This is a genomic window from Phocaeicola paurosaccharolyticus JCM 15092, assembly GCF_000613805.1.
In the GTDB taxonomy this organism is placed as follows: Bacteria; Bacteroidota; Bacteroidia; order Bacteroidales; family Bacteroidaceae; genus Phocaeicola; species Phocaeicola paurosaccharolyticus.
The window spans coordinates 1-12444 of the sequence record NZ_BAJR01000018.1 but is presented as its reverse complement, the minus strand read 5'-3'; the positions used below and the strand labels follow the sequence as shown (position 1 = coordinate 12444).

The following is a 12444-nucleotide window of genomic DNA, read 5'->3' as shown; positions in this document are numbered from 1 at the left end:
TTACTCAATATCATCATAAGTCTGGTACAGGAAGTTATTATATGGATATTTCTGTACATGAAGTTCACGTATTCTATTGTATAATTTATCCTTCAATGCATCAAGGTTTGTTTTCTCTTTAGCTGAAATGAAGAAACAGTTATCATTAAGTTTTGCCATCCATGTATTCATCAACTCTTGAAGTGATATATTCTCTTTTGTTTTTGGTGTAAGATCATCTTCATCCTTCTTGATATATGAATATGCATCAATCTTATTGAAAAGAATCACTGATGGTTTCTCGGATGCACCAAGTTCAGCTATAGTCTTCTCTACAACGTTTATCTGCTCTTCAAAATCTGGATGTGAGATATCTACCACATGAATGAGCAGGTCTGCCTCACGTACCTCGTCAAGAGTTGATTTAAATGAGTCTACAAGGTCTGTAGGAAGTTTGCGAATAAATCCTACAGTATCTGTCAGAAGGAATGGCAGATTGCCTATAATAACCTTTCTAACAGTAGTGTCAAGAGTAGCGAATAGTTTATTCTCAGCAAAAACCTCACTTTTTGCTATGAGATTCATCAAAGTAGACTTTCCAACATTAGTATAACCTACAAGTGCTACACGTATAAGTTCACTACGGTTTTTACGCTGTGTAATTTTCTGCCTGTCAATCTCTGCAAGTCTCTCCTTAAGCAAAGACATACGGTTTAGAATTATACGGCGGTCCATTTCGAGCTGTGTCTCACCAGGACCTCTCAACCCTACAGATCCACCCTTTCCACTTCCAGAGCCACCGCCCTGTCTTTCAAGGTGAGTCCACAATCTTTGAAGACGTGGAAGCATATATTTATATTGGGCAAGTTCTACTTGAGTCTTAGCATTGGCAGTCTGTGCACGCATTGCAAAGATATCAAGTATTAGAGATGTACGGTCAAGAATCTTCACCTTAAGTACTGCCTCTATATTACGTATCTGCTTTGCCGAGAGTTCATCATCAAAAATAACCATACCAATCTCTCTTTCTGCCTCGTCTTCTTCTTCAATATATTTATGTATCTCCTCTAGTTTACCCTTTCCTACATATGTTACCTTATTTGGTTCTATCTTTTGTGTAAATCTCTTCACAACATTTGCTCCGGCTGTGTGAGCCAGGAACTCCAGTTCGTCAAGATATTCACTTGTCTTACGTTCATCCTGCGATTGGGTAATTAGTCCAACCAAAATTGCAGTTTCTACCTGCGCCTCTGAAATTACAAATTCTTTCATTTATCAACTAATCTATAAGTATGTGACAAATATAACAAAAAAAGGGTGAAACATGTTCACCCTTTTTAAACTATTATATCATGAATCTTATATATTATACATTTCTAGAATTTTTCTTATTTCACAACACACCGTAGTTAATTTCATTTTGTATTAACATAAAAAGAGGATGTGTTATAATAACACATCCTCTCTAAACCATCTATAGTTAAATATTATTGTGGCAATGCGTCTTCCCAACCATCATTCTGTTGAGTGCAGAAACCTGCATTAATCTCATCAGCTGGAACAGGATAAACAAACTTAGAAGCATCAAACTTAGAATAATTAGCAGTAGAGATTACTTCGCCGGTTCTACGAATGTCAAACCATCTGTGTCCTTCCTGGAACAATTCACGAACTCTTTCTTTAGCTATGAAAGTAAGCAATTCAGCTTTAGTCTGAGGAAGATCTGCAATAGTTTTAATACTAGCATCTCTTTTTGCAGTATAAAGTAGTGCATTCTGAGCATTCTCCAAAGTACCATCTGCCAAACGAGCTTCACATTCAGCAATAATCAAATACATCTCAGATTTACGGAATACAGGAATATTACTTGTAGCTTGAGAAGTAGATGTTCCGCAGAATTTATAAGCTTTAATATCTAAAATTGCTTTACGTGAATCAGTGCTTTTAAATAAAGAAGTAGCAGTTTTTGCAATAGTACCACCATATGAACCATACAATGTATTTAACGCATTTGCTGATAAATTATCATCATCAGATTTTGCAATAGTAAGTATGTCTTCATTAGTTATTGATGTAGAATTCCACATGTTAACATACATCTCATTAGATACATCTCCAGAAGCTCTTAAATCTATAGCTTTCTTTGCAGCGGCTTCAGCTTCCTTATATTTACCCATATAAAGATTTACACGTGCCTCTAATGCATAAATAGCAGCTTCATTAAAATAGAATTGTGGTGAGCCATTCATGATATCTTCACCATTATAAAAGTCTTTAGCTAATTTAATATCAGATAATACCTGACTGTAGCACTGTTCTACTGTAGAACGTTCAATTTTTTTGAATGCTTCTAGAGGAGTTTTATCTAATAAACATATACCCAATTGGCTATTTGTTTTACCTGGTTGGTATGGAAGTCCCCAAAGGTTAGTCATTGTAAAAGTAGTTAAAGCTCTCAATGCATAACATTGTGATTTGCAAGACTTAATTTTATTAAGATCAGACCCACTTAATTTTAATTCGGTAGCTTTACTCTCAATAGCTTCAGCACCTTGTATAGTACGTACACATCTATCAATCAATTTATAACCATAGTCCCATGTATCTAATATATCTCCCTCTGTATCACTAATAGTATATTGATTAATTGATACATAATGACCAGATGAAGCGTCAGCAGAAGCAACATCAGAAGCCATATCACCTATAGCTAATACATTTCTTCCATAAAAACGATAAGTTCCTAAAGCATAATATGCTCCAATCATACCATTTTGTACATCCTGTGCACTTTTGTATGCATTTTCTGAAGGAATGTTTTGCTCTAAATCTACATCAAAATAAGAGTTACAAGAACTTAAACCTATTATCAATGTAGCTGTAAGTGCATATTTAAATATTTTTTTCATTGTCTTATTCTTTTATAAGTTTAAATTAAAAACTAACATTAGCACCAAAAACTATATTTCTTGGGCTTGGGAAGTTCCACCATTGTACTCCGTTAGCTCCAATACCCGATGGATCGAAACCACGATAGTTACTTGCACCAAATGTGTAAATATTATCAGCTTGTACATATAGTCTTAAACGGCTAATGAATGCCTTTTCAGTCCAACTTGTAGGTAATGTATATCCCACGGTCAATGAACGAATCTTTAAATAATCACCATCCATCAAGAATTGGCTTGATGCCTTGTTTGAAGAACCAAATGCTGTCAATTTAGGAACATCTGTTATATCACCAGGTTTCTGCCATCTGTTTTTATAAACATATTCTGTAAAGTTTTCACCAAATGATCCACCAATCTGTTCGTCATAACGTAAGTTATTACCGTATATTTTTCCTCCTAAAGAATAATTCATCTGGAATGATACATCAAATCCCTTATAGTTCAATGTACTACTTAAAGAACCGAGGAAATCAGGGTTAGCACTTCCTAAATAACGTTTAGTAGCCTTATTATAATTAGTAGTTGTTTCATCTCCTGTCTCATTCAAGTACCAAGTAGGATTACCTGTTTGAGGGTCAACTCCAGCAAACTCTTTCATCTTGAATTGATATAAAGGTTTGCCAACTTCAGTTATTTGATAAGTAGTTTCAATAGGGTTATCTGTGCTCAATTTAACAACCTTATTCTTATTATGAGAACCAACAAGTGTTACATTCCATGATAAATCTTTTGTGTTAATAATTTGAGCTGTTAAAGTAGCTTCAAAACCGGTATTCTTTAATTCACCGATATTCTTATAATAAGAATCTAGACCAGTAACAAAAGATGTAGGTACAGCAAACACCATATCTGTAGTACGGTGATTATAATAATCCATTTCAACAGTAAAACGATCCAAGAATGTTATATCTATACCAAAATTAAATTTCTGAGTTCTTTCCCACTTAAGATCTTCATTACCGAATTGCTCATGTGCCATACCTGGGATGCCATTGTAGTTATAGCCAAATCCAAATAGATCACGAGATGCATACCATGATGCTCCTACTTCAGAGTTACCAGATGTACCATAAGAAGCACGTAATGTCAAGTTATTCAACCATGTTGCATTATCTTTCAAAAATGCCTCATCAGAAATACGATATTTAGCACCTACAGAGAAGAATGGAGCCCAACGGTTATTCTTACCAAAACGAGAAGAACCATCCATACGGAAACTTGCTGATGCATAATACTTACTATTATAATCATATTCTGCATTTGCAAAGAAAGAAGCTAATGCTACGCGATTAATTCTTGTAGAAGCGCTACCTGGAACAGCTGTGTTAGATACCTGAGGTAAGTAATCAACAGGATAATTTGAACCAGAAAGATATGCTTCCTTCAAATAAGTATATTGTGCTTCTTGTCCTAATAAAACATTTATGTTATGTTTCTCATTAAATGTCTTTATATAATTTAATGTATTAGTTATTGACAATAATGTACGAGTTGTATTATTATTTTCACCCATACCTCTCATATCAGAGCCCTGTGGCTGCAAGAAAGACCAGAATCCAAATTCGTCAACTAGATAGATGTCAGCACCTCCACGGCTCATAAAGTACAGCTCAGGAGTAAAATTAATTTGTACATAAGGTGACAACAATATACGATACTGTTTTGCTAAACTCTGATCACCTAATTCACTACGAATAGCAACTGGATTGTATCCATTTACAGTAGCAAAGTTCCAACTACCATCTGTGTTTTTAACTGATGTGATTGGACTTTGCATAAATGCTTGAGTGATTGGATCAGTGAAATATCCACCACCTGAACCCATATTTGTTTCAGAATAAACAAAGTTTGTATTAAATCCGTATTTTACAGATTTAGATGGAGCTTGGTCAAAATTATAGCGGAATGAATAACGTTTCAAATCCTTACCGTTGACAATAGCTTTATCATTTAAGTAGTTCAAAGATAAGAAATATTTAGCTCCACGTGGATCGTTACTACCACCCTGTATATCTAAAGAATATTCTTGAGTCAAACCATTTCTAGTTACTTCATCCAACCAGTTTGTTGCAGTTCCTTCAGGACTTGTGTTACCAATACCCCAATTTAAAAATTCGGTATATCCTGCTTCATCATAGTTCAATCCAAGACCATCCATATAGTATTTTACAGTACTATCATCACCGTAAACACTTACTTCATTCTTCATTGCTTCAAGCCACATCTCTTTATACTTATCAGCACTAACAGGAGAATAGTCATATTGCTTATGTGCAGGCATCATCTGAACTCCGACTTTAGCAGAGAAATTAACCTTAGTTTTTCCTGATTTACCTTTTTTAGTAGTAATTACAATAACACCATTAGCTGCACGAGCACCATAAATAGATGTTGCAGTAGCATCCTTTAGGACAGTCATACTCTCAATGTCATTTGCATTCAAGTTTGCCAATGGGCTGGTTTCTTGTCCTTCATCAGAACGTACACCTACTGTTGCAGAGTTATAAGGTACTCCATCAACAATGTATAGAGGCTGAGTTCCTGAATTTATAGAGTTACGTCCACGAATAAAGATATTAGCAGGAGCTCCAGGTTGTCCTGATGCAACATTCAACTGCAAACCAGCAACAGTACCTTCCAAAGCTTTAATTGGGTTGGCATCTGTTTTGTTAATAATCTTATCTGTAGCAACTGTTGTTGCTGCACCTGTAAAGGCTGCTTTCTTTGTAACTCCATATCCTGTTACAACTACTTCTTCAAGAACTGCAGCATCTCCCTTCAAAACAATTGACATATTTTGTTTGATTGCTAATTCTTGGCTTTTCATACCAATGTATGAAACAACTAAAGTTTTTGCAGAACTAGGGACATTTGTTAGGTTAAACTTACCATCAATATCTGTGACAGTACCAACAGTCGTACCTTTCACAAGAACAGAGGCACCTACTACGGGCAAACCATCTTCCTCTGCTGTAACTACACCAGAGACTTTGGATGTTTGTGCTGTTGCCCAACCTATACTCATTACAAGTAAGGTTAATAATAGCATTAATTTTCTTTTCATAAATTCTCTCTTAAAGTTTAAGACTTAATTAATATATTTTAATTACAATAACAAGTCGCAAAGATATTAATATTTTTTACATTTTAATACGTTTTAATATAAAATTATCATAAACAATATCATTTTCTGCATATTTATCGCCTTTTTTATTACTTTTGTCATAAAATAAATAAAGAAATATAAAATAAAGCAATGTTACGATCTATAAAATAAAATGTAAAATTGGAATTATTCTTTAAAAAAATTATAAGAAATCGGAAATTTCTAGCCAGTCATGAAATATAAATGTAGGGTTGAAACTCATATTCACACTTGAATTGATGTTGTAAAACCCTTGGCTCAATCCCGCATCATGCGCTCCCAGAATATCATTTTCCCAACTATCTCCTATCATAATTGAAGTTTCTGCCTGAGAGTCTGTTTGAGCAAGAGCATAATCAAAAATTTCCTTATATGGCTTATGAACTCCGGCATCTTCAGATAATATAATTTTCTTGAAATATTTTGAGACTCCGGATGAGTCTATCTTTTTCTGCTGCAGACCATGAAAGCCATTTGATAATATATATAGGTCATATTTTGTATAAAGGTACTCAAGAGCCTCCCTACAATTTGGCATCAACTTATCCTTCAAGGCAATTTCCTCAAAGAAAGATTTGCTAAACATGGCAGGTAAATTATCATCATCAACTCCAACAACTCTTAACGGATGACTGAACCTCTCTTTGTTTAACTCATCCTTAGTAATCTTGCCTTGTCCATAATCCACCCAAAGTTCTCGGTTACGTTCGCTATATAGTGAATAGAAATGATTAAAAGATGAGAAAAAGCGACTGTAATCAAACTTGTCGTACATCTGCTTAAATGTATCATGGGAATTATCAGAAAAAGCCCACACTGTATCATCAAGGTCTATAAATATACTCTTATACATTATTATTGTTTTGTTATTATGCTTATAATAAAAAAGGACTGTACTTATTCAGATACAGTCCTTAAATTTATATTAGTAATCTTCTTATCTTACCTGAATAACAAGATATCTAGATACACTCCAGAACTGATTTGGATTAGTAATCTTCAAAACCAACTGCTCTTTTGCATCTTTAACAAGTTCGTATGAACCGGCTGGATGAGTAGTAAGAAGTTCAGCTTTGCTTGAATAGAGTTTAATCTCTTTATCAGTACGGATATCTATCTGAGTAAAGTAATCTTTATTGAAATTAGAGTTCTTGAGAACATCACCTTTCTGAAGAATCTTCTGATCTTTCAACTCAGATTTTGTTCCGAATACAAACCATGCTGTATTGAGAGCTTTGTCTTGGCTTGACAGTGTTGCTGCCTTAGCTTCATTCTGTGATGAAAGGTCGTCTACATCCTGATTTAATCCTGCTACAGCATCATCAAGTTCTGCAATACGGATATTCTTTGAAGCAAGTTCTGCTTGAAGAGTCTCAATCTGCTGCTGTTTAGCCTGAAGTTCGCTAGTTAGATTTGCAATAGCCTTCTTCAACTGTGCAGAGTTGTAACTTGAGTTCTTAAGTTGTTTCTCCAATTTAGCAATCTGCTCGCGGTTAGCCTGCATTCTCTCACTGATAAAACGAATATCTTCTTTTATCTTAGCTGCATTCGAGCTATTCTCCTGTACAGAGCCTTTTTGTAAGTCTACACGATTTTCAGCTTCATTAATTTGCTGGAATCCTTCTTGTATCTCATTAAATGAGCATTATCTCGTCAAGTTCAGCATCACGATTGGAAAGTTCTACTAACAAAGAGTCATTCTGTGCTTTCAAAGGATCCTGTTTAGCTCCATTATTACATGATGCCAACATGGCAACACATAATGATAAAAACAATAACTTTTTCATTTTCTTTTATAATTAGAGTTGTTAATTATTTTTCTTTTCCACCTAATATAATTACAATCTCTCCTTTTGGCTCAGTTTCTGTGAAATGAGCTATAACTTCAGCCAATGTTCCTCTTACACTCTCTTCATGGATTTTTGAAATTTCCCTGCAGACAGATAAAGATCTTTCACTGCCAAAAAACTCGGCAAACTGAGTAAGGGTTTTAAGTAATCTATATGGTGATTCATAGAAAATCATTGTTCTCGTCTCTTCCTGTAACTGAGTTAGACGTGTAACTCGTCCTTTCTTCTGAGGCAGAAAACCTTCGAAACAGAATTTCTCGTTTGGCAAACCTGAAGCAACTAATGCAGGGACAAAAGCTGTTGCACCTGGAAGACATTGTACCTCAATGCCGTTTCTTACGCATTCACGAACCAAGAGAAAACCCGGATCAGAAATAGCAGGAGTTCCTGCATCAGATATTAAAGCAACAGTCTCTCCACCTTCAATTCTATTTACAATAGAAGAGACAGTCTTATGTTCATTAAATTTATGATGTGATTGTAAAGCATTCTTTATCTCATAATGCTTAAGAAGTATGCCCGAAGTACGAGTATCTTCAGCAAGTATCAGATCTGCTTCCTTCAATATACGAATAGCTCTGAATGTCATATCTTCGAGATTTCCAACTGGAGTAGGAACGACATACAGTTTCCCCATAATGCTTTTTATTGAGTTAGTATCGGGCAAAGTTAAAAAGTTTTTGTATTAGAGTACTATCTATACATAGTTTTTAACAGATGTTGTATCTTTATCTTTCAATATAATCAATAAAAAGAGAGACAACAGAGGTTTTTTTCCTTACAAATACTATTTTTGCATGAATAAGAACTATTTTTTACACAAATGGCAATTTTTTCTGAAGATAATATACAAGAGACACGTAGAAGAGGTAGAATAGAAGTTATATGCGGCTCAATGTTCTCTGGCAAGACCGAAGAACTTATAAGAAGACTTAAACGAGCTAACTTCGCTAAACAGAAAGTTGAAATCTTTAAGCCAGCATTAGATACAAGATATTCTGATGAAGAGGTAGTATCGCATGATCACAACGCTATACAATCAACACCTGTTGATTCATCTGCCAGCATACTTCTATTCTCATCAAATATTGATGTGGTAGGAATTGACGAAGCACAGTTCTTCGACGATGGACTTGTAGATATATGCAACCAACTTGCAGATAATGGAGTGAGAGTTATTATAGCCGGTCTTGATATGGACTTCAAACGAATTCCTTTCGGCCCTATTCCTGCTCTTTGTGCCATAGCCGACGAGGTTACTAAAGTTCATGCTATTTGCGTGAAATGTGGAAACTTGGCATACGCATCACATAGAATAACAAAAAGCGAGAAAAGAGTGTTATTAGGAGAGAAAGATACCTATGAACCTCTCTGCCGCAGATGCTTTATGAAAAGTCTAGAGGAAGAAGAAAAAATATAATACTTATCAACATGCAGAAGAAGATCACTTTTGACAGTTTTATCAGGGGCATACTAACTACCATAATAATTGTTGGAATATTATATATTATAGATATTCTAAGCAGTGTTCTCCTTCCATTCTTTATTGCATGGCTGATTGCGTACATGATGTACCCTTGCGTAAACTTTGTTCAACACAAGTTGAGATTTAAAAATCGTGTACTATCCATCATTGCTGTTTTCATATTTATTATTGCTGCTATCACTGGACTATCATATCTTATTGTCCCATCTATAGTTGATGAGTTCTACAGGTTTAAGGATTTAATAGCAAGCTATATATCGGAAGGCAACAAGCAATCTGCAATACCGGCTGGAATAGAGAAATTTATTACAGAACACATAAATATGGAGTACATCCTTAATGCTCTTAATGGAGAGAACTTCAGTGAAACCATTAAAGAGATCGCTCCTAAAGTATGGATGATATTATCTGAGTCATTCAGCATAGTTATGGGGATTGTTAGTATATTCTTTATCATTATATACACGTTTTTTATCTTGCTAGATTATGAAGAGATTTCTGAAGGATGGGTATCGCTGGTTCCTTCGAAATACAGAGATAAGACTGTAGAAGTTGTGAACGATATAAAGAATGGTATGAACAGGTATTTCAGAGGGCAGGCTATTGTAGCTTTCTGTGTCGGTATTCTGTTCTGCATAGGTTTCTTGATTATTGATTTTCCTCTTGCAATAGGACTTGGACTATTTATTGGGTTACTTAACATGGTCCCATATCTGCAACTGCTGGGATTCCTTCCTATGACTGTACTTGCCATACTCAAGGCAGCAGATACAGGTGAGAGCTTCTGGATAATTATGCTTGGAGTAATAGTGGTATTCTGCGTTGTACAGATAATTCAAGATGTTATAATAGTACCTAAAGTTATGGGAAAGATTACTGGTCTTAATCCGGCTATCATACTTTTATCACTATCTGTATGGGGTTCTCTCATGGGAATAGTGGGAATGATTATTGCTTTGCCATGTACAAGCCTAATGCTTTCCTATTATCAGAGATATATTAAAAGAAAAGAGGAAGAATATTCAAACGACCAACCCTCTGAGAATTAGTGAGAATAGAATTTTATTGGAAATATAAATGCAAAAAGTCGCTATAAGACTTGCATAATTCGAAAAAAGCCTCTACTTTTGCACTCGCAATTCAGAGGAATAGCATTATTAAATGATTCGCTAGCTCAGCAGGTAGAGCACAACACTTTTAATGTTGGGGTCTTGGGTTCGAGCCCCAAGCGGATCACCAAGAAGAGGAGTTCATACGAACTCCTCTTCTTTTTTCTACTAAGAAGGCTTCAGCTTAATCTAATCGGATCAACGTAAAAAGTTGAGGGATTCATTTTTTTATGCATATAACATACTAATTCTGTATAGAAAGAATGCTTTATCTTTAACTCCCCTAAATTGTGCTCTAAATGCTTTAATTTTAGCACTGAAAGACTCAGCCGCGGCATTTGTAGATCTTTTATCAAGGAAGTTGATGATATTAAGATAGTGCGTTTGAATAGATCTTGCCACTCTCCCAAATGCAAGGAATCCTGATTTATCCACTTCATCATACCATCTTGCAAGTCTTGTAAGAGCGGCATCCTTAAATTTACATTGATGATATATCAAGCCTAATCTCATGGCCAGATAATAGGCTTTCTTTATATCGGGGTACTCTTTAAACAGTATATCTGCTCTCTCTCTTTGTGACTTTGTCCATAGTGATTCTTTCTTGTAAAGCAGATAAATACTTCTTGCCAGTAACTGTTTTCTCGTATCCCCATTGGAGAACATTGGTGCATGATACATTCTGCCACATGCTTTGGCATGAGCTATCTGTATTGATTCTTCATCCAAGGCTTCCCAACGCGCTTTCACACGCATTTCCTGAACGGCTTCATATGCCAGTTTCTGTACATGAAAACGGTCAGTTACTCTTTTAGCGGCAGGGAAACATGTTCGTGCAATCTGTTCCATGTTGGGAGCCATATCAAGTGTAATCTCTCGTACTTGGTATCTACGTCGTCGTGGAAGTTTCAGAAGTACAGAACTAATAGTACGAACATCTGTTCCTTATTATTATAGCAATAAGACTTCCTTTTCTGCCATGCCCCTCCTTATTGGTAAGGATAGTATAGAGCTCACCTCGTGAAAGGGCAACTTCGTCAATGCAGACATAGGCTCCAATGTTCTTTTCAAACAATAAATAGTCTTCTGCATGTGGAAGCTGATCCCATCTCAGATAACCACTAAGATTATTACGGTATTGCCGTTCCAGAAGTTCACCATCTACCCATAGAGTTCACCGAGCAGTTTACAGCTGACAGGTAATCTATCAATATAATTCTTCCATAGAACAGTTTTATAACAAATGAATAATCAGATACATTCAGAAATATGTTATATTTTTTTAACTAGCTTCCGCAAGTTTCCTATTCAGCTTTTCTAAAGAATTCTCTAATCTGGCCATTTTGATTTTAATTAATTCCTTTTCGTCTATTCCAACTTTGCAAGGATCATATTCTATCTTCTTTTTTACGATAGTAAAGAATATTTTTGCAATCTTATGTGCAGTCGCAACATTTGCTTGTATACCTCCACTTTTCGCTTTCATTCGTCTATAATAATTTCCCATTTCACCCTTGTCACGTGATAAAGGCGAAGCTGCAATTCTAAATATTTGGCCAACAGGATTTTTTCTCTTTGGCAGCTTACTTGATAATATTTTTCCTCCGGATATTTTATTATTTGGAACGAGATTACACCAACTACAAAAATTTTCAGCTGTTTCAAATTTTTCTACGAAATCATGCCCGAGTTCACCTAACAGTTGCATTACTGCACTGTCCTTCAAGCCTGGGATATTAAAAACATTTACTCCCCACAGGCAATAAGCATACTGTTCAACATCAAATTTTGGAGCATTTTTAGAACGTGAATTCTTCTTTCTTTTATACCTATGTAAAGTAGAAAGATCGAAGCTATCGATAATAGATTGATATTCATCCAAGAATGTTTGTATGACAATATCACATTCATTAATCTGTGACAA

At 35.2% G+C, this 12444-nt stretch carries 8 protein-coding genes, 1 tRNA gene and 2 pseudogenes; 3 read left to right on the top strand and 8 right to left on the bottom strand.

All coding sequences use genetic code 11. The features are described from left to right. The 6 genes and pseudogenes from hflX to rsmI all read right to left on the bottom strand — a co-directional run bounded on the left by hflX (position 1) and on the right by rsmI (position 8562). A complete protein-coding gene (hflX, locus tag JCM15092_RS08615; protein ID WP_024994309.1) occupies positions 1–1251 on the bottom strand; it encodes a GTPase HflX in 1251 nt (416 codons plus the stop codon). 215 nt (positions 1252–1466) lie between these two features. Continuing rightward, positions 1467–2888, bottom strand: a complete 1422-nt coding sequence (locus JCM15092_RS08610) for a RagB/SusD family nutrient uptake outer membrane protein (protein ID WP_024994308.1) — start codon at positions 2886–2888, stop codon at positions 1467–1469. A 25-nt stretch (positions 2889–2913) separates the two neighbouring features. Further along, a complete protein-coding gene (locus JCM15092_RS08605) occupies positions 2914–5994 on the bottom strand; it encodes a SusC/RagA family TonB-linked outer membrane protein (RefSeq protein ID WP_024994307.1) in 3081 nt (1026 codons plus the stop codon). A gap of 244 nt (positions 5995–6238) precedes the next feature. Further along, positions 6239–6931 carry a YjjG family noncanonical pyrimidine nucleotidase gene (locus JCM15092_RS08600; RefSeq protein ID WP_024994306.1) on the bottom strand — a complete coding sequence of 231 codons (693 nt, stop codon included), beginning with the start codon at positions 6929–6931 and terminating at the stop codon, positions 6239–6241. 81 nt (positions 6932–7012) lie between these two features. Then, a pseudogene (locus JCM15092_RS15550) lies at positions 7013–7862 on the bottom strand (Cbp1 family collagen-binding glycoprotein adhesin). Between the two features lie 25 nt (positions 7863–7887). Continuing rightward, positions 7888–8562, bottom strand: coding sequence for a 16S rRNA (cytidine(1402)-2'-O)-methyltransferase (gene rsmI, locus JCM15092_RS08590; protein ID WP_024994305.1), 675 nt, complete (start codon positions 8560–8562; stop codon positions 7888–7890). Positions 8563–8748: 186 nt separating this feature from the next. On the opposite strand from rsmI, the gene JCM15092_RS08585 reads away from it, so the two are divergent. The 3 genes from JCM15092_RS08585 to JCM15092_RS08575 all read left to right on the top strand — a co-directional run bounded on the left by JCM15092_RS08585 (position 8749) and on the right by JCM15092_RS08575 (position 10650). Beyond that, positions 8749–9345, top strand: coding sequence for a thymidine kinase (locus JCM15092_RS08585; protein ID WP_024994304.1), 597 nt, complete (start codon positions 8749–8751; stop codon positions 9343–9345). An 11-nt stretch (positions 9346–9356) separates the two neighbouring features. Next, on the top strand, positions 9357–10460 hold the full coding sequence (locus JCM15092_RS08580) for an AI-2E family transporter (RefSeq protein ID WP_024994303.1): 1104 nt from the start codon (positions 9357–9359) through the stop codon (positions 10458–10460). Positions 10461–10574: 114 nt separating this feature from the next. Next, positions 10575–10650 (top strand) — tRNA-Lys (locus JCM15092_RS08575). Positions 10651–10748: 98 nt separating this feature from the next. Here JCM15092_RS08575 and JCM15092_RS15545 read toward each other — a convergent pair. Continuing rightward, positions 10749–11732, bottom strand: a pseudogene (locus JCM15092_RS15545) (ISAon1 family transposase). A gap of 70 nt (positions 11733–11802) precedes the next feature. Next, positions 11803–12444, bottom strand: a 642-nt coding sequence (locus JCM15092_RS16620) for a transposase (protein ID WP_024994302.1), incomplete at its 5' end; no start/stop codon positions are given.